Genomic DNA, 22,715 nt, shown 5'->3' with positions numbered 1-22,715 from the left:
ACGACGGTGGCGCGGCGCACGCGCGAGCGCATCCTCGAACTGAGCCTTGCCCTGTTCAATGAACGCGGCGAGCCGAACGTCACCACGAACCATATTGCGGACGAGCTGGAGATCAGCCCGGGCAACCTGTACTACCACTTCCGCAACAAGGACGACATCATCGAGCAGCTCTTCGCCCGCTACGAAGAGCGCATGGACCAGGCGCTGGTCCAGCCCGAGGGCCGACTGCCCAATCTTGAGGACATCTGGCTCCAGCTGCACATGGTCTACGAGTGCATCTGGGACTACCGCTTTCTCTACCGCGACCTGGTCGACATCCTCTCCCGCTCGCGCAAGGTGCGACTGCACTTCGCGCGCATCCTGAAGCGGGCGACCGAGAACGCCACCGAGGTGCTGCGGGGCCTGGTGTCGGCCGGGATCATGCGTGCAAGCAATGCCGAGGTGGAGGCGCTGGCGACCAATATCCTGGTCGTCGCGACGTTCTGGCTGAACTACAGCGGCGTACGCGGCGAGAAGGACGAGCAGCAGGCGATCCAGTCCGGCATCCGCCAGCTGATGATGCTTCTGGCCCCCTTCCTGCGCGATGCCGAACGCGTTCACCTGCACACCCTGTGCGAGGCGTACAACCGGGCCTGAGCGACGCATCGAACGCGGGGATACGACCGGGACACGGACCAGTGGCCGGTGCGGGCGCGAAGTTCGCATTCGCCCCGGTCCCGTTGTAGGAGCCAGCTTGCTGGCGATAGGCGCCCCGGACGGAACGATCGCCAGCAAGCTGGCTCCTACACGCAACGTCGCTGCCAGGTCCGGTTTGCGCTGCAAAGCAGGCCTTGCCGCAGTCAAATTGTGGGAGTGCCCTCGGGCGCGACCGCAGCGCTACGGATTCACCACAGACCGCGGCCAGAGCGGAACTCCGCGGTCGCGCCCAAGGGCACTCCCACAGAATATCGGCCCATTTGATGAACCGTGGCGAATGCGAACTTCGCGCCCAAACCAGCCCCCGTCGAACGGCGGGCGTTGCGCGAAGAAAAAGCCGCGCAGTGCGCGGCCTTCTCGTTTCGCTCCGAGGCTGCAGGCGATCAGTCGCCCATCAGCTTCTGGCGGTGCTCCCAGCGCTCCTGCGCATCGAGGCAGAGGGTGGCTATCGGCCGTGCTTCCAGACGCTCGATGCCGATCTCCTCGCCGGTCTCCTCGCAGTAGCCGTAGGCGCCGTCGTCGATGCGCTTGAGCGCCTTGTCGATCTTGCCGATCAGCTTGCGGTAGCGGTCGCGGGTGCGCAGCTCCAGCGAGTTCTCGGTCTCACGCGTGGCGCGCTCGGCCTCGTCACCGACATCGCGCACTTCCTCGCGCAGGTTGTCGATGGTCTGCTTCGACTCCTCGACCAGCTCGGCGCGCCAGTTCATGAGCTTCTGGCGGAAGTACTCGAGGTGCATCGGGCTCATGTACTCGCCGTCGCCGCTGGCCGGCTTGTAGCCCGGGGGCAGGTCGACCCGCTCCACGCGCAGCGCTGCGGCCGGAGCCTCGGCACCACCTTGGGGTTTGCTTGGTTTCACCGCTCTGGCCTTATTTCCCGTTTCGCTGGGCCGCGCCACCGCGCTGGCCTTGTTCGCTGTTGCCATTTGCTTCCCTGCGTTGCTGTTGCCGACCCTGGCCACGCTGGCCGCCGGCTTCGAATCCTTGGTCGCCTTGCTCTTGGCGGCCGCTGGAGCGGCAGCCTTGGGCGACTTTACTGCGGCCTTGCTGGCTGGCGCCTTGACGGGCTTGGCGGACTTGGCCGGTTTCGCAGCCGACCTGGCTGCCGGCTTTGCTGCCTTGCTGGTCTTGGCGGCCGGCTTGGCCGCGGGTTTGGCCTTGGCCACGCTCTTCTTCTCGACGGCCTTCTTGGCCGCCGGCTTGCCGGTCTTGGCTGCCTTGCTGGGCGCCGCCTTCTTGGCAGCCTTGGCCGGCGCAGACTTCTTAGCTGCAGCGGGCTTGCTTGTCTTCTTCGTCGCGGCCTTGGTCGCGGACTTGGCCGGCGCGGCCTTCTTTGCCACCTTCGCCAGCTTGGCCAGCGCACTGGTCAGCGACTTGACGGCGCTCTTCTTGGCCGCCGGCTTGCTGGACTTCGCTGCGGTTTTCTTCGCGGACGATTTCGTTTTCGCTGCCACGGGTCGTTTCCTGCCTGTTTTGTTGAGGCCAAGCGGCCGCGTGTTATAGCCTACCGGATCAGCCGCGGCAACCGCGGTCGCCTTTCCAGCCAAGGCCCGACGGCCCCTTCGTGACCTCTCCGATCCTGCTGCTCCTGCGTGTCTACAAGCGCTTCCTCAGCCCGCTGCTCGGTCCTCGCTGCCGTTTTTACCCAAGCTGTTCGGACTATGCAGCCGAAGCGGTCCGATTGCACGGCTCCGCACGCGGCAGCTGGCTGGCCCTGCGCCGGATCGGCCGCTGCCATCCGTTTTCCGAGGGCGGCGTGGACCCGGTGCCCGGCTCCCCCCTCGAATCTGAAGTCCAACAGGGAAAGGTCGATGATTGAGCGGTTCTGGTCCAGGCTGCGCGCTATCCAGGCGTGCGCTGCCCCGCTGTTCATCGCGCTGGCGGCGCCGGCGACGGCGCTTGAACTGCCCTCGGCCCTACAGCAGGGCCAGTTGGCGATCGGCCGGGCCCAGCCGGGCAGCGAGGTCAGCGTCGACGGACGCCGGGTGCGGGTCGATGCCGAGGGACGCTTCCTCCTGGCCGCGCCGCGCGATGCCCGCGAGCCGCTGGTGGTTGCGGTGCGGGTGCCGGATGGCGGTGCCGCCAACCACCGGGTGACAGTGACGCCCCGGGACTGGCCGGTAGAGGCCGTGCGCGGCGTACCGCCCAGGACTGTCGAGCCGCCGCCCGAGATCGCGCGCCGGATTGCCCGAGAACAGGCCCGGGTGGCCGAGGCGCGCCGCCGAGACGACGCGCGCAGTGACTTCGCAAGCGGCTTCGCCTGGCCCGTGGTCGGGCGGATAAGCGGCCGTTTCGCTGCGTCGCGCAGCTACAACGGCCGTCCCGGCTCACCGCACAGCGGCATGGATATCGCGGCCCGCGAGGGCACGCCGATCCGTGCCCCGGCGGCGGGGGTGGTGAGCTTCGCCGATTCCGACCTGTATCTGACCGGCGGCACCCTGCTGCTCGATCACGGCCATGGACTCAGCAGCGTCTTCCTGCACATGAGCCGAATCGACGTCCGGCCCGGCCAGCAGGTCGCGGCGGGAGAGGTGCTTGGCGCCGTAGGGAGCACCGGCCGCGCCACCGGGCCGCACCTGCACTGGGGCGTGAACTGGTTCGAGCAGCGCCTCGACCCACTGCTGCTGCCCGGGCTGCCCCCGGCGCCATGAACTACCGCCATGGATTCCACGCCGGTAACCATGCCGACGTGCTCAAGCACAGCCTGCTGCTGGCCCTGATCGAGCGGCTGCAGGAGAAGCCCGGTGGAGTATTCCTGCTGGATACCCACGCCGGTCGCGGCCACTATTCACTCAAGGGGGACGAGGCGCAGCGCACTGGCGAGTGGCGAACCGGAATCGGACGTCTGGTCGGTGGGTCGGTGCCGGCGCCGCTGCAGGGCTATGTCGAACGCTGCACCGAGCTGGCGGGCGAGGCCGGCTATCCCGGCTCGCCGCTGCTGATGGCAAGCTGCCTGCGAGAACAGGACCGGATGGCCGTCTGCGAGCTGCAGGAGGGGGAATTCGCCGCGCTGCGCGCCCTGCTCGGCGCGCATGCCCGGGTCGCCGTGCACCATCGCGACGGCTACGAGGCGGCGCCCGCGCTGAGCCCCCCGGCCGAGCGCCGGGGCCTGATCCTGATCGATCCGCCCTACGAGCTGCAGCGCGACGAGTTCGCCCTGATCGAGCGCTGCATCGCCACCGTGCTGGCGCGCTGGACGCAGGCGGTGATCGCCCTGTGGTACCCGATCAAGCAGCGCGTGGCCCTGCGCGCGCCGTTTCGCCGCCTGTCCCGGCTGAACGCCCGCCAGCTGCTGGCGCTGGAACTGCTGGTGCAGGCCGACGACACCCCGCTGCGGCTCAACGGCAGCGGTATGCTGGTGTTCAATCCGCCGTGGCGGTTTGCCGAGCGCGCCGCGGAAATCCTCGATGCCCTCGCCCCGCGTCTGTGCGAGGCCGGTGGCGGCACCGATTCGACCTGGCTCAAGCAGGAGGCCCCATGAAAACCCTGAGCTGGACCCTTGTCCTCGCCCTGCTTGCCGGCTGTGCCAGCGCGCCCCCCATCGCCGACGCCCCGGTTCTCTCGCCCGCGCCCTATCTTGCTGGAGAACAGATCCAGCGCTACATGGACGTCGATGTGCTCTGGGGCGGCAGCATCGTCGAGACCCGGCAGTTCGAGCGCTATGCCGAGATCGAGGTGGTCGCCTATCCGCTCGACCGGCTGCAGCGGCCGGCCCTCGATGCCCCCGAACAGGGGCGCTTCATCGCCCTGCGCGCCGGCCAGATCGACCCGCGGGAGTTCTCGCCCGGGCGCTTTGTGACCCTGCGCGGGCCGATCACCGGCGACCGCCAGCGCGAACTGCGCGGAGAATCGATCCGCATGGCCGAGGTGGACGCCCGCGAACTGGTGTTGTGGCCCTGGGACTACCGCTTCCAGCAGCCGCGGGTATCGGTGAGCATCGGCGTCTCGGGGCGCCTGTGAGCCCGCGGCCAGCGCGTCCGTGAGCGTGGCACCCGGCACCGGCAGGCACTACCTGCTGTTCGCCACCGAGCGCTACGCCGGCCCCATCCTGCAGCCGCTGCAGAAGGCGATCGAGGCCCGCGGCGACAGCCTGCGCTGGTGGTGCCACGGCGCGGCCGCCGCCCTTCCGGTGCCCCGGGAGCTGCGCGTCGATGACGCCCGGCAGGCGGTCGGATTCCGCCCGGATGCGGTGTTCAGCGCCGCCAACTGGGTGCCGCACTATCTCTCCGGCTGCAAGGTGCAGGTCTTCCACGGCTTCAACGTCGAGAAGCGCTCCGACCAGCGCGGCCACTTCCGGCTGCGCGGCCTGTTCGATCTCTATTGCACCCAGGGTCCGGCCACCACCGGACCGTTTCGCGCGCTGGCCGCCGAGCACGGCTATTTCAGCGTCGAGGAGACCGGCTGGCCCAAGCTCGACCCGCTGTTCGACGGCTCGCTGCCCTCGGTCGAGCCGAGCGCGGGTGACCGTCCGGTGATCCTGTTCGGATCGACCTTCACCCCTCGCTTGAGCGCCGCACCGGTCCTGCTCGAGACCCTGAGAGAGCTGGTCCAGCGCGGTGACCGTTACTGGCTGCTGACCCTGCACCCGAAATGTCCGTCCCCCCTGGTCGAGGCCTACCGGGCGCTGGCCGGTCCGCACGCCCGCTTCGTCGAGACCGAAGACCTGATGGCCGCCCAGGCCCGGGCCCGCGTTCTGGTGGCGGACACCTCGTCGATCGTCTCGGAGTTCGTTGCCCAGGGCCGACCGGTGGTGACTTTCCGCAACCGCGCGCCCAAACCGCACATGATCGATATCGATGATCCGGCGCTGCTCGATGCCGCCATCGATCGCGCACTCGCGCCGGATCCCGCGCTGCGGGCGGAGATCGACCGCTACGCGCAGTCGATCCACCCCTATCGCGACGGGCGCTCGGCCGAGCGCGTGCTGCGCGCCACCGACCTTGCCCTCGCCGGCCCCGACACGCTGCGGTCGCGCAAGCCGTTCAATCTCTGGCGCAGCCTGCAGATCCGCCGCGATACCGGTTACTGGGCCTGGTAGCGTCCCCCAGCCGCCTCCAGGCCAACTGGAAGGTGAATACGGCGCCGCCGGAGGCTCGCCGCACGGAAATCGGGCGAGGAGGTGTTTTGCACGCCCTTCGGCCCGCTGCCCGGGCGCCGTCTCACTCCGACGTGAGCGTCTCCCTCAGCTTCTTCGGCAGCCTTGAGCGGACCAGCTCGTAGGAGCCCTTCAGCAGGGCCTCGACCTCGCCGTCCGACAGCACGTGTCCCGGGCTGAGGCTGATCCAGTGCGCCCGGGCCAGATAGGGCGCGGGATGCACGCCCTGCAGGTCGGTCAGTTCGAGAAAGCGATCGTCGGCCACCTTGAAGCTCAGCCGCCCGCTTTGTGGCCCGTCGAGCACCAGCACCGCGAACATCTTGCCGCCCACCGACCAGACCCGATCGTGGTCCCACTTGATGTCGGTGGTCGCCCCGGGCAGACCTCGGCAGAGTCTTGCAAGCTGGTCTTCGTGCATTTCGCCTTCTCCAATCCCAACGCAGGGCAACCGTTTAGAGCATCCGCTCGGGGTTGGCTGGGCACCGTGAGGCTATGCTCTATCCCTCTGCCACCGCCCAAGACCGGACTCCGCCCTTGCCGGCGCGCATTCACCGCCATCAGCTACCCGGACGCTGGCGCGAGCAGCTCGTGCTGGAGGATGGTCGCGAACTCATCCTACGCCCGATCGAGGCGGAGGACGGCGCCGCACTGCAGCGCGGCTTCAGCCTGCTCGACCCGGAAGAGGTCCGCATGCGCTTCCTGCATCCGATGAAGGAGCTGAGCCCGGCGATGGCGATGCGGCTGGCCAACCCCGACCCGAAGAAGGAGTTCGCCCTGGTCGCGGCCGAGGCGCTGCCGCCCGGCGAGGCCCTGGTCGGCGCGGTGGCGCGGGTCGCCATTGACCAGACCGACGAGGCCGGTGAGTTCGCCCTCATCGTCTCGCGCTTCGTCGGCCGGCAGGGCCTGGGCCGCCTGCTGATGAAGCAGCTGATCCGCTGGTGCCGGCTCAAGCGGCTCGCCCGGATCTATGGCGACGTGCTCGACGAGAACACAGCGATGCTGGGGCTCGCCAGGTCGCTGGGCTTCCGGCGCAGCCACCCGCATCAGGACCCGGGCATCACCCGCGTCACCCTGGAGCTGCGGGCACAGCCAAGCACTCACTGATCGCTGCAGGCGGTCGGGTACACTGCGCGCCCCCGAAAGTCCGCAGCACCCCGCAGTGATCCGGCTTCCCGCCCTCCCCTCCCAGCACAGACGCCACTACTGGCGGCAACCCCCGACCGGCAGCGCGCTGGCCCCGGTGGTCGCCGAGCTGGCCCGCTCCCATCCGGGCGTGGTGGTGGTGGTCTGCCGCGATACCCACGGCGCGCATGCGCTGGAGGCCGAACTGGCGGCCTTCGCCGAGGGCCAGCCGGTGCTGCATTTCCCGGACTGGGAGACCCTGCCCTACGACCTGTTCAGCCCGCACCCGGAAATCGTCTCGCAGCGGGTGGCGACGCTGTACCGGCTGCCGGCCGCGCAGCGCGGCATCCTGGTGGTGCCCGTCACCACGCTGATGCAGCAGCTGCCGCCGACCCGCTTCATCGGCGGCAACGCGCTGGTCGTCGAAACCGGCGGCCGGCTCGACCTCGACGCCGAGAAGCGCCGGCTGGAATCGGCCGGCTACCGGAACGTGCCGCAGGTGCTGGACCCGGGCGACTTCGCGGTGCGCGGCGCCCTGCTCGATGTCTTCCCGATGGGCGCCGCCGAGCCCTACCGCATCGAGCTTCTCGATGACGAGATCGACTCGATCCGCACCTTCGATCCGGAAACCCAGCGATCGGACCATCGGGTCGACTCGGTGCGCATGCTGCCGGCGCGCGAGTTCCCGCTCGACGACGACAGCGCCCGCCGGGTGCGCGAGCGACTGCGTGCAGACTTCGACATCGACCCGCGGCGCTGCGCGCTCTACCAGGACCTGAAGCAGGGCGGCGCCCCGGCCGGGATCGAGTACTACCTGCCGCTGTTCTTCGACTCGACCGCCAGCCTGTTCGACTACCTCGACGAGGGCGCGCTGTTCCTGGTTGCCGAGGGTGCGCTGGAGGCCGCCGAGGCGTTCTGGACCCAGACCGGCGAGCGCTACGAGCAGCGCCGCCACGACCGTGAGCGCCCGGTGCTGGCGCCGGAAGCGCTGTACCTCGGCCCCGAGCCCCTGCGCGCCGCGCTGAACCTGCGCCGGCGCATCGAGCTGGTCGGCGAAGGCCACCCGCGGCACGGCGAGGCCGCGAAACTCGATGTGGTGCGGGCGCCGGAGCTGCCGCTGCAGCCGCGCGCCGATGATCCGGCCCAGGCCCTGCGCGGGTTCCTTGGACACTATCCCGGCAGCGTGCTGCTGGCCGCGGACTCGCCGGGCCGCCGCGAGGCGCTGATCGAGCAGCTCGCCGAGCACGGTCTCAAACCCGAGCCGGTCGAGAGCATTTCCGACTGGCGCGCCGCCGGGCTCAAGCCGCGCTGGGCGATCACCGTCGCCCCGCTCGAGGACGGCTTTGCCGCCGGCGAACCGGCCTTCAGCCTGCTCACGGAACGCCAGCTGTTCCCCGAGCGCGCCACCCAGGGCCGTCGCCGCCGCCGCGCGGTGCGCGAACCCGAGGCCGTCCTGCGCGACCTGTCGGAGATCTCGCCGGGCGCGCCGATCGTCCATGAAGACCACGGCGTCGGTCGCTACCAGGGCCTGATCACCCTGGATGCCGGCGGCCAGGCCAACGAGTTCCTGTGCATCGAGTACGCCAAGGGCGACAAGCTCTACGTGCCGGTGGCCCAGCTGCACCTGGTCAGCCGTTACTCCGGCGCCTCCGATGAGCTGGCTCCGCTGCACTCGCTGGGCGGCGACGCCTGGGAGAAGGCACGCAGGAAGGCCGCCGAGAAGGTCCGCGACGTGGCCGCCGAGCTGCTGGAGATCCAGGCCAAGCGCCAGGCCCGCGCCGGGCTGGCGCTGGAGCTGGATCGCCAGCTATACGACCAGTTCGCCGCCCAGTTCCCCTTCGAGGAAACCCCGGACCAGCTGACCGCCATCGACGCGGTGATCCGGGACCTCGGCGGCAGCACGCCGATGGACCGCGTGGTCTGCGGCGACGTCGGCTTCGGCAAGACCGAGGTCGCGGTGCGTGCGGCCTTCGTCGCAGCGACCGCGGGACGCCAGGTGGCCCTGCTGGTGCCGACGACCCTGCTCGCCGAGCAGCACTACCGCAACTTCCGCGACCGCTTCGCCGACTGGCCGATCCGGGTCGAGGTGCTGTCGCGCTTCAAGACGCCCAAGGAGATCAAGGCCGCCCTCGCCCAGCTCGCCGATGGTCAGCTCGACGTCATCGTCGGCACCCATCGTCTGCTGCAGGGAGATGTGAAGTTCAAGGACCTGGGCCTGGTCATCGTCGACGAGGAGCAGCGTTTCGGCGTGCGCCAGAAGGAGGCGCTGAAAGCCCTGCGCGCCGAGGTGCACCTGCTGACGCTCACCGCCACGCCGATTCCGCGCACGCTGAACATGGCGATGGCCGGCCTGCGCGACCTCAGCATCATCGCCACGCCGCCGGCGCATCGCCTCGCGGTCAAGACCTTCGTCAGCCAGTGGGACGGTGCCCAGCTGCGCGAGGCCTTCCAGCGCGAGCTGGCCCGCGGCGGCCAGGTCTACTTCCTGCACAACGAGGTCGAGACCATCGAGAAGATGGCGCGCGAGCTGGGCGAACTGGTGCCGGAGGCGCGCATCCGCATCGCCCACGGGCAGATGCCCGAGCGCGAGCTGGAGCAGGTCATGCTCGACTTCCATCGCCAGCGATTCAACGTGCTGGTCTGCACGACCATCATCGAGTCGGGCATCGACATCCCCAGCGCCAACACCATCATCGTCAACCGCGCCGACCGCTTCGGACTGGCCCAGCTGCACCAGCTGCGTGGCCGCGTCGGCCGCTCGCACCACCGCGCCTATGCCTACCTCGTGGTGCCGGACAAGCGCAGCATCACCGGCGATGCGCAGAAGCGCCTCGAGGCGCTGGCCTCGCTGGAAGAGCTTGGCGCCGGCTTCACCCTCGCCACCCACGACCTCGAGATCCGCGGCGCCGGCGAGCTGCTCGGCGAGGAGCAGAGCGGCCAGATCGCCGAGGTCGGCTTCTCGCTCTATACCGAGCTGCTGGAACGCGCGGTGCGCTCGATCAAGCAGGGCAAGATTCCTGACCTCGACGGCACCGATCACCATGGCCCCGAGGTCGAGCTGCACGTGCCGGCGCTGATCCCGGACGACTACCTGCCCGACGTCCACACCCGCCTGACCCTGTACAAGCGCATCGCCTCGGCCCGCGACGCCGAGGCCCTGTCGGAACTTCAGGTGGAGATGATCGACCGCTTCGGCCTGCTGCCCGACCAGGTCAAGAACCTGTTCGCCACCACCGGCCTCAAGCTGCAGGCGGAGCCCCTGGGCATCCGCCGCCTGGAGCTTGGCGAGCGCGGCGGCCGCGTGCAGTTCGTCGCCAAGCCGCCAATCGACCCCGTGGCGATCATCGGCCTGCTGCAGAAGCAGCCCAAGGTCTACGCCATGGACGGCCCCGACAAGCTCAAGCTGCGCCTTGAGCTGCCCGATGCCGCCTCCCGCTTCCGCGCCGCGCGGGAAGTGCTGGATAAGCTCGCCGGCAAGCCATAGGCTGCGGCTCGGACGCACCGGGCGTACCGTCTGGACGTCCGCATCGGTGCGCCGAGTCGCGCCAGGGGCGCAAAATTCGCATCCGCCTCGGGCCCGCTGTAGGAGCCAGCTTGCTGGCGATAGGCATCCCGGATGGGACGATCGCCAGCAAGCTGGCTCCTACATTCGGGTGCTGCGGAAGGTCTTCTTTGCGCCCGACGTCCCCCCGCCCGCGCCAGGGAAACCGCGACGGCAAGGCAGGTCCATTGAGATGATGCCGGCCCCGGATGGAACCCTTGCCCATTGGAGTCACGGCAACCCCTGTGAATATTGTCGAACACAACCGGAAGGCCTGGAATCGCGAATCCCGGGAGGGCAGCGAGTGGTGCAGGCCGGTGGGGCCGGAGGTCATCGCGGCGGCGCGTAAGGGCACGTGGTCGGTAATCCTCACGCCGAACAAGCCCGTGCCTGCCGAGTGGCTGGGCGACGTAGCCGGCCGACGGATCCTTTGCCTTGCTTCGGGTGGCGGGCAGCAGGCGCCGATCCTGGCCGCGGCCGGCGCCCTCGTCACCAGCTTTGACCTGTCCGAGGAGCAACTCGCCAAAGATCGGGCGGTGGCGCTTCGCGACGAACTGCAGGTCGTTTGCGTTCAGGGCGACATGGCAGACCTGTCAGCCTTTCCGGCGGGAAGTTTCGATATGGTCTTCCACCCTGTGTCCAACGTCTTCGTGCCCGACGTGGCCGTCGTCTGGCGCGAGTGCTATCGCGTCCTGCACGAAGGCGGAGAGCTGTTGGCCGGCTTCATGAACCCCAGCCTGTTTCTCTTTGATCACGACGAAGCCGAGAAGACCGGTTCGCTGGTCGTGCGGCACGCCCTACCGTACCGGGAGCCGGAAAGCCTTGGCGAGGCCGCGGCCGCCCTCTGGCGCGAGAGTGGTCGGCCGGCCGAGTTCAGCCACTCACTTGAAGCCCAGATCGGGGGGCAGCTTGCAGCCGGGTTCATGCTGGCCGGGCTGTATGAGGATGGCTGGACGGATGCGGCGACGCCTCTGGATCGCTGGTCTCCCCTCGCGATCGCAACGCGCGCCCTAAAGCGCGCCCAGTGAGGCGATCAAGGCCCAGCACGCGTTCTCGCTGCACATCGCCCCCGGAAGCTCGTACGTCCGGGACTAGCCCGGATGACCGTTTCCGGGGCTGCTGAGCGGGGCGCGAATAAGGAATTCGCTGCCCTGGCCGGGTGCGCTGATGACGTCGATCCGGCCGCCAAGGCGTTGCTCTACCAGATCGCGGACGACGGCCAGACCGAGGCCTGTGCCGCCGTGCTGGGCGCCGGTGGTGAAGAAGGCCTCGAAGATGCGCGATTGACGGTCTGCGGGGATGCCCAGGCCGTTGTCGCGGACGCGGAGCTCGATCGCCCCGCCCTCGATGCGGCCGCTGACCTCGATCAGGCCGGCGCTGCCGGGCGCGAAGGCGTGATTCAGGGCGTTCATCACCAGGTTGGTGACGACCTGCGCCCAGGCACCGGGGAAGCTGTCCAGCTCGATGCCGCGCGGGCAATCCAGCTGCACGCGATGCGGCAGGCGCTTGTGCTGGGGGCGCAGGCTGAGCAATACGTCCTCGAGATAGGCGGCGAAGTCGAAACGGCGCCGGCCCTCGCCGGACTGATCCACCGAGATCTGCTTGACGCTGCGCACCAGGGCGGCCGCACGCTGCAGGTTGGAGAGCAGCATGCCGAGCCCCTCCTCGCCATCTTCCACAAGCTGGCGCAGCAGCGGCTCGGCCCGCGCGGCGCGCGCAAGCACTTCGCGACGCTCGCGCAGCAGGTCCTGCAGATGGCTGGCCGCCGTCACCGCGACCCCCAGCGGGGTGTTGATGTCGTGGGCGATGCCGGCCACCAGCCGGCTCATCGAACCGTGCTTCTCGACTTCGACCAGCTGCCCCTGCAGTCGTGACAGCGCGCTGACCGTGCGTTGCAGCTCGGCGTTGTTGGCTTCCAGCTCGAAGGTACGCTCGTTGATGCGCTGCTCGAGCGATGCGTTCAGCGCGGCGATCTCCGCCTGCCGGGCCTGCAGGGTCTCGTTGAGCCGCGCCGTGCGTTCGGTGTCCGCATTGATCTCGGCATAGAGGGCGTTGAGGCGCTCGATCAGCGGCGTGAACTCATTCCTCCCCGACAACTCCATCGGGCGCAGAAGCAGACGGTCACTGCCGGGCTCGCGAACCAGGCTTTGGCGCAGCGCGGCCAGCACCTTGTCCAGCGGGCGGCGCTGCTGGCTCAGCACCAGCAGCACAAGCAGGGCGATCGGCATACCGATGACCAGCGCCCACCACAGCCAGCGCGGCAGGGTGTCGAACAGACCCTCCCAGCCCGGGCGGATCGGCGTAAGCGTGCCGAGCAGCAGGCCGGCTCGGGTAGCCCGCACGTGGACGGCATGTGGGACGCCGGCCAGTTCGACGTCGGCGAGCCGGCGGGTGCTCCCCGCGGCCAGGCTCGAATTCAGGCCGGCGGCCCAGGGCTGCAGCGCCACCGGCGTCATGGCGAGCCCGGGGTCGGCGCTGAAGGCGAGCAGGCTGCCGCTGCGCCGGTCAACCAGGAAGGCCTGCTGGCCGCCGGGCTCGGCAAGGGCGCGGATCAGCTCGCGCAGTGCATCCAGCGACCAGTCGACGGTGGCGATCCCGATCACCCGTCCCTCGGCATCGTGCATCGGTGCGCCAAGGGTCAGCATCAGGGCGCTGCTGCCACTGGCCTCGTCGTAGTAGGGAGCGCTCCAGTAGACATTCCGCGGGCGCCGGCGATCGCGCTCCCAGTCGCGCGGCAGCGCAGCGAGATACCAGCCGCGGCTGTGATAGTCGTACTCGGGGGTGCTCAGCGCCCAGGTGAAAACCACGCCGCTGCCGTCGCGATAGACAAAGGGTCCGTAGTGCCGTCGCCCCGGCTCGACTGCGCCGGGCTCGAACCACCAGCCGCCGCCGATGGCCTCGGGCAGGCGCTCGAGGCGATCGCCAAGCTGGGCCTGCACCCGAGCATGCCACGCAGGGCCTGGAGGGTTACCGCGCTGCTGGTGCAGCAGGGCACCCTGGATCGCCAGGTCGACCGCAGCCCGTGCCAGCAGTTCACCTTCGTGGTCGATCCGCTGCGCCTGCGCGGCCAGTTGGGCTTCGATTCGCTGCTGTCGGCGCGACGCCTCGCCGATGGCCTCCCAGCGGGCTGCCAGGAAGGCCATCGCCAGCAGCCCGGCGAGCTGCAGCCCCAGTAGCAGAACAGCGGTGCGTGACTGGATCGTCATGGGCTCGGCAAGCTCTAGGTTACGCATTCTAGCCAGCGCGGGGGATTGGCCGGAGTGACGCAGCCAGCGCTATAGTCGCGGGGACGCCGCCGTCGCGAGTGCTGTATGCAAGGACTCCTGCGTGGGGTCGTGGTCGCCGCCGGACTCAAGCCGCCCCGAGCCGGACGCTGCGCCCGGCTGGTCATCCTGATGGCGGTCTGCTTCATCCCCCACCTGGCCTGGGCACTGGCGGTGGAACGCCCCGAGGTACGCTACTTCCACGATGCGGAGGGCAGCCTCGACGTGGCCGGCGCGCGGGCGGTCTGGGCGGCCGGGCGGTTCGCCGGGCCGCCTCCGCCCGGCGACAACTACGGCTTCCGGCCCGGAGCAACCTGGTTCGCCTTCGGCCTGCAGAATCCGCAGGGTCGCCCGGTTGAACGACTGGTTGTGATCGAGTACACCCTGATCGACCGGTTCGAGCTGTACCGGCTGGACCAGGCCAGCGCCGGCCCGCTGTGGATCGGCGGCGACCTGCAACCCTTCGGCGCACGCAGCCTGCCGATCCGCTACTTCAACCGCAGCGTCGAGCTGGCGCCCTACGAGCGGGTCACCTTCCTGCTGCGGGTCGCCAGCCAGAGCTCGATGCAGGTGCCGGTGGTGGTCGCCGAGGCAGACCATTACCTGGCGTCACAGCAGTCCAGCCTGCTGGGTTTCGGTCTCTACTTCGGCGTCCTGGCCGCCCTGCTCATCCTCAACTCCATCCTGTTCGTCTCCCTCCGCGACCGCAATTTTCTCTACTACGTCGCCTACGTGCTCAGCGTCGGTCTGATGCTGCTCTGCCTTAGCGGCATCGGATTCCAGCTGTTCTGGCCGGACTCGCCGCGCCTTGGCAACTGGCTGGTCCTGATCAGCATGAGCCTGTCGCTGGCCAGCATGCTCCAGTTCGCACGCGCCTTCCTTGACCTGCGCCGGCGCTTCCCGCTGGGGGACCGGCTGTGCCTTGCGCTTATCGCGCTCAGCCTGATCGGGATCGCGGCGACGTTCGTCCTGCCCTACTCGCAGGTGGTGCTGCCGCTGACCCTGCTGGTGTTTCCGGTAGCGGTGCTGGTGTATGCCTGCGGGTTGGCCGTGCTGCGCAGCTATCCGCCGGCGCGCTACTTCCTGATCGCCTGGACCACCCTTCTGCTCGGCATCATGCTCTACGCCGCGGTGGCGCTGGGTTGGGTACCACGCGTGTTCTTCACCGAGTACGCGATCCAGCTGGGTTCGGCGGTGGAGATGATTCTGCTCTCCTTCGCCCTCGCCTACCGGATCAACCTGCTTACCGCGACCACTGCGCAACTCGAGGGCGAGGCGCGCGGGCAACTGGAGCGCCGGGTGCGCGAGCGCACCGATGACCTTGACGCCGCGCTGCGCCGGCTGGAGACCGCCAACCGCCAGCTGGAGGACTTCAGTCGCCGCGACGGTCTGACCGGGTGTTTCAACCGGCGCTCCTTCGAGCACATCCTGCGCCGCTGGGAACAGCAGCGGAACGGCGACGGCCGTGACTTTTCCGTGCTGATGATCGACATCGACGAGTTCAAGCAGGTCAACGACCGCTACGGCCACCTGGTCGGCGACGATTGCCTGCGCCACGTGGCCCAGCTTCTGGAAGGTCCGGTGGCTGATGCCGGGGGCCAGTTGTGCCGCTACGGCGGCGAGGAGTTCGTCGCAGTAGCGCCGCTCTCGCAGCCTGACCAGGCACAGGCGCTGGCCGAGCGCCTCCGTGCGCGCACCGCCGACCGCACCCTGATCAGCGAGGGCCGGCACATCCCGGTGACCATCAGCGTCGGCATCGCGCTACGCGAACAGGCGGCCAGTGCGCTGGACACGGTCAGACGCGCCGACGAGGCGCTATACCGGGCCAAGGCGCTTGGACGCAACCGTTGCGAGCTGGCCACCGGCTGATCGCCGGGGCGGGCACTACATGGTATGGGTGGGTTTGTCGGCGTTGAGGATGCCGGCGAGCAGGGTCTCGATCTTGCCGCGCACGGCCTCGCCCTCCACCGAATCATTGAACTGTACGCCGATCCCGGCCGTTCGGTTTCCCTGGGAACCGGGCGGAGTCACCCAGCAGACCTTGCCGGCCACCGGCAGCCGCTCCTTGTCATCGAGCAGGGTGAGCAGGATGAACACCTCGTCGCCGAGGCCGTACTTCTTGGCCGTCGGAACGAAGATGCCGCCGCCCTTCACGAAGGGCATATAGGCGTTGTAGAGCGCTGCCTTGTCCTTGATGGCCAGCGACAGGATGCCCTGCCGTGCCATGCCGCCTCCGATCATCGCCACCACTCCTGCAAGCCAAACGCCATGTTCAGGCCGTGCGGCCGCGGTGCAGGCTGCGCCAGCCCTGCAGCAGCTCGACCAGCAGCATCTCGTGCCGCAGCGGCACCGCGTAGAGCGCGCGCGCCCGGTCAGCCTGTCGCGACCACGCAGCCAGCTTGGTGAAATCACCGGCGACGGTCAAGCCTTCGCCGGACCAGCCGCGCCGAGCGACCTCGGCCACCGCGGCGCGCAGACGCTGCTCTGGCTGGTCGCCGGCCCATATCCTGCCGAGCTCGCTGGGTCCGATCCGGCCCGTGGCGAGGGCGTCGAGCTGCTCGCTGACTTCGCGGAACAGCGCCAGCCCGCCGTCCCGGGCCAGCTCAAGCGCGGCGACCGGCTGGCCGGCGGCCCACTCCAGCGCCTGGGCCGCATCCCGCGCCGCAATCCCCTCGCCCTGCAGCCATTGCCGCGACACCTCGGCGGCGGGCGGCTGCAGGATCCACTTCTGGCAGCGGCTGCGCACCGTGGCAGGCAGGCGCTGCAGCTGCGAGCAGACCAGCAGCAGATAGCGGTCGGGCGCCGGCTCCTCCAGCGTCTTGAGCACCGCGTTGGCCGCGGCCATGTTGAGCAGGTCCGCTGGCGAGATCAGGGCCACCAGGCCGCGGCCAAACTGCGGGGTCAGCGAGAACCAGTGCGACAGCTGGCGGATCTGCTCGACACCGATCTCGGTCTTCAGCCGTCCGTCGTCGCGCTCCAGCAGGCCGATGCGCCGCAGATCGGGGTGCGTGCCCGCGAGCCGCAGTCGGCAGCCGCGGCAGCTCCCGCAGGCCAGGCCCTCGGCGGGCGCCTCGCAGAGCAGGCGAGCGGCCAGTCGCTCGGCCAGGTCCGACTGGCCAAGCTCGCCGGCGCCAGCGAGCAGCAGGCCGTGGCCCAGGCGTCCGCCTTCCAGCGCCTCGGACAGGCGCTGCCAGGTCGGCACCACCCAAGGCGCGCGGCTCAGTGGCTGCGCTGCCACAGCGCCTCCAGCGCGGCCCGGGCCGCCTGAACTACCTGTTCCAGCGGTGCGCTGGCGTCGATGACCACGAATCGATCCGGCTCGGCCGCGGCGCGTCGGCGATAGGCCGAGCGCACGCGCTCGAAGAAGGCTTCGGATTCGGACTCGATGCGGTCCGGCGCGGCGGCGCGGCCGCGTGCGCGCTCCAGCCCGACCTCGACCGGCACGTCGAGCAGCAGGGTGAGGTCCGGGCGGCGCCCCACCACCTGCCGTTCCAGCTCGGCGATCAGGCTGCCGTCGAGCCCGCGCCCGCCGCCCTGGTAGGCGAAGCTGGCATCGGTAAAGCGATCGCAGAGCACCCAGCGCCCGGCGGCCAGCGACGGCTCGACCAGCTCGCGGACCAGCTGGGCACGCGAGGCGAACATCAGCAGCAGCTCGGTGCGCGCATCCATGCCGGTGCCGCCGGCATCCAGCAGAAGCTCGCGGATGCGCTCGCCCATGGGCGTACCGCCGGGCTCGCGGCTGCGAACATATTCGACTCCGCGCTCGACGAGGAAGGCCTCCATCGCCGCGATGACGGTGGACTTGCCGGCGCCCTCCCCGCCCTCCAGGCTGACCAGCCGGCCGCTCATCGCCGCCTCAGCTGGTAGCGACGCACCGCGGCATTGTGCTCGGCCAGGGTGCGCGAGAAATGATGGGTGCCATCGCCGCGCGAGACGAAGTACAGCGTCTCGCCTTCGGCCGGATCGACCGCGGCCTTGAGCGCGGCGGGGCTGGCCAGGGCGATCGGGGTCGGCGGCAGGCCGGCACGGGTATAGGTGTTCCAGGGAGTATCGGTCTCGAGGTGCCGGCGGGTCAGGTTGCCGTCGAAGGCAGCGCCGATGCCGTAGATCACCGTCGGGTCGGTCTGCAGGCGCATGCCGAGCTTCAGGCGCCGGATGAAGACACCGGCAATCTCGCGGCGCTCGCCGGCCTGACCGGTCTCCTTCTCGATGATGCTGGCCAGCACCAGCGCCTGCTCGGGGGTTTCCAGCGGCAGCCCGGGCACGCGCGATTCCCAGGCCTGCTGCAGGGCGGCGCGCAGGGCGAGATGGGCGCGCTTGAGGATATCGAGATCGGAGCTGCCACGGGTGAACTGGTAGGTCTCCGGCAGGAACTGGCCCTCCGCGGGCAGGCCCGGCGATCCGACGGCTTCCATCAGCGATTCGTCGGAGCGCCCGGCCAGGGTCTGCACCAGCACGGGATTGGCCGCCAGTGCGGCGCGAAGGTCGCGCAGGTTCCAGCCGGGGATCAGGGTGAACCGGTACTGCACCACGTCGCCCCGCTCGAGGCGCAGCAGCAGCTTGCGCGGCGTCGAGTCGTGCTCGACGGCGTATTCGCCGACCTGCAGCCGGCGCATCACGCCAAGCTCCCAGGCCAGTGCCCGCCAGTAAAGGTCGTGGCCCTCCTGGATGCCGAGCCGACGCAGGCCTGCCAGCACGTCGCGGAAACTGTCGCCGCGGCGTACTTCGAAGATCTGCTCCTCGGCGCTCATCGCCATCGGTTGATCGACGAAGGCGCGGTAATCCTGGTACAGCCACCAGCCGGCGGCGGCGCACAGGCCCAGCCCAAGCAGGCAGACCAGCAACAGGGCTCGGAAGAAGTGGCGGGTGGCGGCTTTCATGCCAGGGCGTCGTCCAGGAACGAATGGTGGAAGGCCGCTTCGAGCCGGGCGAGCGCGCGCTGCAGATCGCGCAGCGCGCCGCCGACCGCCCAGCCGCGCTGGTCGAGCTGCCGGACCGGGAGGATACCGCGGACGCTGTTGCAGACCGCAAGCGCCTCGGCCGCCATCACGTCATCGGGGCGCAGCTCGGCCTCGCTGACCAGGCCTTCAGCGAGCAGTCGGGCCCGGCAGAGCCCGGCGATGCCGGCCTGGTCGACCGGCGGCGTGAGCCAGCCGCGGCGGGTCAGGCAGAGCAGGTTGCCGCTGATCGCCGAGACGGCCCGGCCCTGGGTGTCGCACATCAGGCCTTCGTCGATCTCTGCCTCGATCCACTCCTGACGGGCCAGGACCTGCTCCAGCCGATTGAGATGCTTGATCCCGGCCAGCGCCGGCTGCACCGCCAGCGCCGTGCGACACCAGCGCAGGCGCAGCCCCTCCCGGGCTGCGCCGTCGACCTCGGGAGCCGGGCCGATGGAGACCACCCGCCTCGGCCGCGAGGGCGCGCGCACGGCGTAGCCGCGCGCACCACTGCCGCGGGTCAGCAGCAGCTTCAGCACGCAGCGGGCCGCGCCTGGATCGGCATGGGCCAGCGCCCGTTCTGCATCGCGCTGCCAGACATCGCGCTCGGGCGCGACGAAGCCGAGCACCGCGGCACCGCGCTCGAGCCTCGACAGGTGCGCATCCCACCAGACCGGGCGCCCGTCGACGCAGAGCACCGTCTCGAACACGCCATCGCCGTAGGCAAGCCCGCGGTCGTCGGCCGGCAGGCCCTCCGCCCGGCCGTCGACCCACACACCGGGGGCGATCATCCGGCCACCCCGAGCGCGCGCAGCAGGCCGCGGGCCTTGGCCCGGGTTTCCTCCAGCTCGCGGGCGGGATCGGAATCCGCCACAACCCCGGCCCCGGCACGGAAGCAGAACTCGCCGCCGCGCACGGCAAAGGAGCGGATCAATATGTTCAGATCGAAATCGCCACTGCCATCGAGCCAGCCCAGCGCGCCGGTGTAGGCACCGCGCCCCTCGCCCTCCAGCTCGGCGATGATCTGCATGCAGCGCACCTTGGGACAGCCGGTGATGGTGCCGCCGGGGAACACCGCGCGGATGACCTCTGCCAGGCCGACGCCCTCGCGGGCATCGCCGCTGACCGTGGATTCGATATGGTGGACATGGGCGTAGCTTTCCACCGCCATCAGCTCGTCGACCCGCACGCTGCCGGCGCGGCAGACCCGACCGAGATCGTTGCGCTCGAGGTCGATCAGCATGATGTGCTCCGCGCGCTCCTTGGGGTGCGCGACCAGCTCGCGGATACGGTCGGCATCATCCTCGCCGGGCTGGCGCGGGCGCGTGCCGGCGATCGGCCGCGTCTCCAGCCGCTGACCGCGACGCGAGACCAGTCGCTCGGGCGAGGAGCTGACCACCGCGCTGCCGTCCGGCAGGACCGCCAGGGCCGAGAACGGCGCCGGATTGTTGGCGCGCAGCGCGGCGTACAGCGCGTGCGCCGGGTCAGCTGCGTCGAGCCGCCCCTGCCAGCGCCTCGAGAGGTTCACCTGGAACACATCACCGGCGGCAATGTAGTCGAGCGAGCGGCGCACACCTTCGAGGTAATCCGCGGGATCGGCCTCACCCAGCTCTGCGGGCGCCGGCGCCTCCGGTCCGGCGGTCTCTGCCGCCTGCAGTACGGCCGCCTCGACCCTGGCCAGCAGCGCGCCGGCGTCGGCCTCGGCGACCAGGAAGCTGCGCTCGAGGCCATGATCGACGACCACCGCGACCGGACAGCGCCAGGCAACCGCCTGCGGCAGGCCCATCGGGTCGGCCGGCAGGCGCAGGCTGGGCTCGATCTCACCGGCAATCTCATAGGCCAGGAACAGGCCCCAACCACCGTGGAAGGGCAAGGCATGCGGGGCCGGCTGGCGCGCCGCGCCGCGCGAGGTGGCGGCGGCCAGCGCCGTCAGGAAGTCCGGCGCATCCAGGGCGGCACCGGCAAGGTCGGTGACGCCGCCGTCGGCGCGTTTCAACAGCCCCTCGCCAGCGCAGGCCAGCAGCAGGTCGAAGCGCCCACGTGGGCCGCGCGCTGCGCTCTCCAGCAGCAGCGGAAACAGCGCCGGTGCCGCTCGCTGCAGCGCCAACAGGTCCGGCGCGTGGTCAAGTTCAACCAGCAGGCCCGCGCCCAGCGGCGCGGCCGGCGACGCCAGCCCGCTCATCGACTGCGGCCGGCGTCGAGGGCCGGCTGCGGGCGGTCGGCGGGGAGTTCGCGGCAGGCCGCCTCGCTGGGGTATGCCCGACCGGCGAGGCTCATCAGATTGCGCGGAAGACCAGGGTCCCGTTGGTACCGCCAAAGCCGAAGCCGTTCGACACCGCCACCTTGATCGCCGCCTCGCGCGCGGTGTTGGGCACGTAGTCGAGATCACAACCCTCGCCCGGATTCTCGAGGTTGATGGTCGGCGGGATGACCCCGTGGTGCAGGGCCAGGATCGAGAACACCGCCTCGACGCCGCCGGCAGCGCCCAGCAGGTGCCCGGTCATCGACTTGGTCGAGCTGACCATCATCTTGTAGGCGTGATCACCGAAGGTCTGCTTCATCGACAGGGTCTCGGCCAGGTCGCCGAGCGGCGTCGAGGTGCCGTGTGCATTGAGGTAGCCGACCTCCTCGGGATTCACCCCGGCGTCCTTCAGCGCGGCGCGCATGCAGCGCGCCGGGCCCTCGCCGTTCTCGCTCGGCGCGGTCATGTGGAAGGCGTCCGACGAGGCGCCGAACCCGGCCAGCTCGCAGTAGATGCGCGCGCCGCGGGCCTTGGCGTGCTCGTACTCCTCCAGCACCAGGATGCCGGCGCCATCGCCCAGCACGAAGCCGTCGCGGTCGCGGTCCCAGGGACGCGAGGCGCGGGTCGGCTCGTCGTTGCGGGTCGACATCGCCTTCATCGAGCAGAAGCCGCCCATCGAGGTCGGCGAGGAGCCGCGCTCGGCGCCGCCGGCGATCATCACGTCGGCGTCGCCGTACTGGATGGTGCGCATGGCCATGCCGATGGAATGGTTGGCGGTGGCGCAGGCGGAGACAGCGGAGAAGTTCGGGCCCTTCAGGCCCTTCATGATGCTGACCTGGCCGGGCAGCATGTTGATGATCGTGCTCGGCACGTAGAACGGCGAGATCTTGCGCGGGCCGCCTTCCAGGTACTTGGCGGTCTGTTCCTCGATGCCGAGAATGCCGCCGATGCCCGAGCCGATCATCGCACCGATGCGCTCGGCATTGGCCTCGGTCACCTCGAGACCGGAGTCATCCATGGCCATGAAGGCCGCGGCGACGCCATAGTGGATGAACTCATCCATCTTCCGCGCGTCCTTCGGCGAGATCCAGGTGGTCGGATCGAAATCGCGGACCTGGCCGGCGATGCGGGTTGCGAACTGGCTGGCGTCGAAATGGGTCACCGGGGCGATGCCCGAGCGGCCGTTGCGGATGCTGTCCCAGGCGGATTCAAGGCTGTTGCCGACCGGCGAGACGATGCCCATGCCGGTGACGACGACGCGACGCTTGCTGCTCATGATCTCTTCTCACTCTGTTCGGCTTGCTGGACCGGCCATTCCGCCGCGGCAGCCAGGGCGACCGGACGCGGTGGCGCCGCGTCCCATGCCCGCGCCGGGCGGGTTCCGCTCGACGCATCGGCACCCTTCCGTGCCGACCCTACGCAACCGTGCGGAACGCCCCAAATGCACGGGGCCGCACGATGGCGGCCCCGCTTGGACGGTAAAGGCAGGAGCGGTCAGCTCTTGACGTGTGCCTTCACGTAGTCGATCGCCTGCTGCACGCTGGTGATCTTCTCGGCTTCCTCATCCGGGATCTCGCACTCGAACTCTTCCTCGAGCGCCATGACCAGCTCCACGGTGTCCAGCGAGTCGGCGCCGAGGTCGTCGACGAAGCTGGAGTTCGGCGTCACTTCCTCTTCCTTGACGCCAAGCTGTTCGACAACGATTTTCTTGACGCGCTCTTCGATGCTGCTCATGGGTTCTAGAACCTCCCGGGTGTTATTTGTCTTGGGTGTAACGGCCCCGGCCCGGAGGGGGCCGTGAAGGGCGCATTGTAAGGCCAAT

Annotated in this window: 21 protein-coding genes; 10 read left to right on the top strand and 11 right to left on the bottom strand. The window is 69.7% G+C overall.

All coding sequences use genetic code 11. From position 1 onward, the window contains the following. Positions 1-6 precede the first annotated feature (6 nt). Complete coding sequence (locus tag M0G41_RS13795; RefSeq protein WP_248210358.1) at positions 7-636, top strand: TetR/AcrR family transcriptional regulator; 630 nt, start codon at positions 7-9, stop codon at positions 634-636. 443 nt (positions 637-1,079) lie between these two features. Here the strand turns inward: M0G41_RS13795 and dksA are convergent, their stop codons facing one another. After that, positions 1,080-2,147 (bottom strand): RNA polymerase-binding protein DksA, encoded by a 1,068-nt coding sequence (dksA, locus tag M0G41_RS13790; protein WP_425511258.1) that lies wholly within the window; start codon positions 2,145-2,147, stop codon positions 1,080-1,082. 110 nt (positions 2,148-2,257) lie between these two features. Between dksA and yidD the strand changes: the two genes are divergently transcribed. Genes yidD through M0G41_RS13765 form a run of 5 tightly spaced genes read left to right on the top strand, consistent with a single transcriptional unit; the run spans position 2,258 to position 5,731 of the window. Further along, positions 2,258-2,512: a membrane protein insertion efficiency factor YidD gene (gene yidD / locus M0G41_RS13785; RefSeq protein ID WP_248210353.1), complete on the top strand. Its 255-nt coding sequence runs from the start codon at positions 2,258-2,260 to the stop codon at positions 2,510-2,512. After that, the gene (locus M0G41_RS13780) at positions 2,505-3,344 is read left to right on the top strand and encodes a M23 family metallopeptidase (protein ID WP_248210352.1); all 840 of its coding nucleotides are present in this window, start codon (positions 2,505-2,507) and stop codon (positions 3,342-3,344) included. Before yidD ends, M0G41_RS13780 begins: the two co-directional genes overlap by 8 nt. After that, entirely contained in the window at positions 3,341-4,174 is an 834-nt protein-coding gene (locus M0G41_RS13775; protein WP_248210350.1) for a 23S rRNA (adenine(2030)-N(6))-methyltransferase RlmJ, read from the top strand. Before M0G41_RS13780 ends, M0G41_RS13775 begins: the two co-directional genes overlap by 4 nt. After that, the gene (locus M0G41_RS13770; protein WP_248210349.1) at positions 4,171-4,653 is read left to right on the top strand and encodes a Slp family lipoprotein; all 483 of its coding nucleotides are present in this window, start codon (positions 4,171-4,173) and stop codon (positions 4,651-4,653) included. The genes M0G41_RS13775 and M0G41_RS13770 overlap by 4 nt, the downstream gene beginning before the upstream one ends. Before the next feature lie 19 nt (positions 4,654-4,672). Continuing rightward, on the top strand, positions 4,673-5,731 hold the full coding sequence (locus tag M0G41_RS13765; protein WP_248210348.1) for a CDP-glycerol glycerophosphotransferase: 1,059 nt from the start codon (positions 4,673-4,675) through the stop codon (positions 5,729-5,731). Positions 5,732-5,852: 121 nt separating this feature from the next. Here the strand turns inward: M0G41_RS13765 and M0G41_RS13760 are convergent, their stop codons facing one another. Then, positions 5,853-6,206 carry an MmcQ/YjbR family DNA-binding protein gene (locus M0G41_RS13760; RefSeq protein WP_248210347.1) on the bottom strand — a complete coding sequence of 118 codons (354 nt, stop codon included), beginning with the start codon at positions 6,204-6,206 and terminating at the stop codon, positions 5,853-5,855. A 116-nt stretch (positions 6,207-6,322) separates the two neighbouring features. Between M0G41_RS13760 and M0G41_RS13755 the strand changes: the two genes are divergently transcribed. From M0G41_RS13755 to M0G41_RS13745, 3 genes are all read left to right on the top strand, one after another. Further along, entirely contained in the window at positions 6,323-6,892 is a 570-nt protein-coding gene (locus M0G41_RS13755; RefSeq protein WP_282452930.1) for a GNAT family N-acetyltransferase, read from the top strand. 22 nt (positions 6,893-6,914) lie between these two features. After that, positions 6,915-10,394 carry a transcription-repair coupling factor gene (gene mfd / locus M0G41_RS13750; protein WP_425511257.1) on the top strand — a complete coding sequence of 1,160 codons (3,480 nt, stop codon included), beginning with the start codon at positions 6,915-6,917 and terminating at the stop codon, positions 10,392-10,394. Positions 10,395-10,696: 302 nt separating this feature from the next. Further along, positions 10,697-11,479: a class I SAM-dependent methyltransferase gene (locus M0G41_RS13745; RefSeq protein ID WP_248210345.1), complete on the top strand. Its 783-nt coding sequence runs from the start codon at positions 10,697-10,699 to the stop codon at positions 11,477-11,479. A 63-nt stretch (positions 11,480-11,542) separates the two neighbouring features. Here the strand turns inward: M0G41_RS13745 and M0G41_RS13740 are convergent, their stop codons facing one another. Further along, positions 11,543-13,657 (bottom strand): sensor histidine kinase, encoded by a 2,115-nt coding sequence (locus M0G41_RS13740; RefSeq protein ID WP_248210342.1) that lies wholly within the window; start codon positions 13,655-13,657, stop codon positions 11,543-11,545. Positions 13,658-13,762: 105 nt separating this feature from the next. Here M0G41_RS13740 and M0G41_RS13735 point away from each other — a divergent pair, with 105 nt between their 5' ends. Beyond that, positions 13,763-15,583, top strand: a complete 1,821-nt coding sequence (locus M0G41_RS13735; protein ID WP_248210340.1) for a sensor domain-containing diguanylate cyclase — start codon at positions 13,763-13,765, stop codon at positions 15,581-15,583. Between the two features lie 15 nt (positions 15,584-15,598). Here the strand turns inward: M0G41_RS13735 and M0G41_RS13730 are convergent, their stop codons facing one another. The 8 genes from M0G41_RS13730 to acpP form a co-directional block, all read right to left on the bottom strand. Then, positions 15,599-15,955 carry a PilZ domain-containing protein gene (locus M0G41_RS13730; protein WP_248210339.1) on the bottom strand — a complete coding sequence of 119 codons (357 nt, stop codon included), beginning with the start codon at positions 15,953-15,955 and terminating at the stop codon, positions 15,599-15,601. A 31-nt stretch (positions 15,956-15,986) separates the two neighbouring features. Beyond that, positions 15,987-16,952: a DNA polymerase III subunit delta' gene (locus M0G41_RS13725; RefSeq protein WP_248210337.1), complete on the bottom strand. Its 966-nt coding sequence runs from the start codon at positions 16,950-16,952 to the stop codon at positions 15,987-15,989. Next, entirely contained in the window at positions 16,934-17,563 is a 630-nt protein-coding gene (tmk, locus tag M0G41_RS13720; protein WP_248210335.1) for a dTMP kinase, read from the bottom strand. The genes M0G41_RS13725 and tmk overlap by 19 nt, the downstream gene beginning before the upstream one ends. Beyond that, entirely contained in the window at positions 17,560-18,594 is a 1,035-nt protein-coding gene (gene mltG / locus M0G41_RS13715) for an endolytic transglycosylase MltG (protein ID WP_248210334.1), read from the bottom strand. The genes tmk and mltG overlap by 4 nt, the downstream gene beginning before the upstream one ends. Continuing rightward, entirely contained in the window at positions 18,591-19,442 is an 852-nt protein-coding gene (gene pabC, locus M0G41_RS13710) for an aminodeoxychorismate lyase (protein ID WP_248210333.1), read from the bottom strand. Before pabC ends, mltG begins: the two co-directional genes overlap by 4 nt. Then, entirely contained in the window at positions 19,439-20,833 is a 1,395-nt protein-coding gene (locus tag M0G41_RS13705; RefSeq protein ID WP_248210332.1) for an aminodeoxychorismate synthase component I, read from the bottom strand. The genes pabC and M0G41_RS13705 overlap by 4 nt, the downstream gene beginning before the upstream one ends. Before the next feature lie 94 nt (positions 20,834-20,927). Continuing rightward, positions 20,928-22,169 carry a beta-ketoacyl-ACP synthase II gene (gene fabF / locus M0G41_RS13700; protein ID WP_282452928.1) on the bottom strand — a complete coding sequence of 414 codons (1,242 nt, stop codon included), beginning with the start codon at positions 22,167-22,169 and terminating at the stop codon, positions 20,928-20,930. A 218-nt stretch (positions 22,170-22,387) separates the two neighbouring features. After that, a complete protein-coding gene (gene acpP / locus M0G41_RS13695; protein ID WP_248210331.1) occupies positions 22,388-22,627 on the bottom strand; it encodes an acyl carrier protein in 240 nt (79 codons plus the stop codon). Between the last annotated feature and the right edge of the window lie 88 nt (positions 22,628-22,715).

It is taken from the genome of Pseudomarimonas salicorniae (assembly GCF_023156535.1).
Lineage (GTDB): Bacteria > Pseudomonadota > Gammaproteobacteria > Xanthomonadales > Xanthomonadaceae > Pseudomarimonas > Pseudomarimonas salicorniae.
This window is presented reverse-complemented; position numbering and strand designations above follow the sequence as displayed.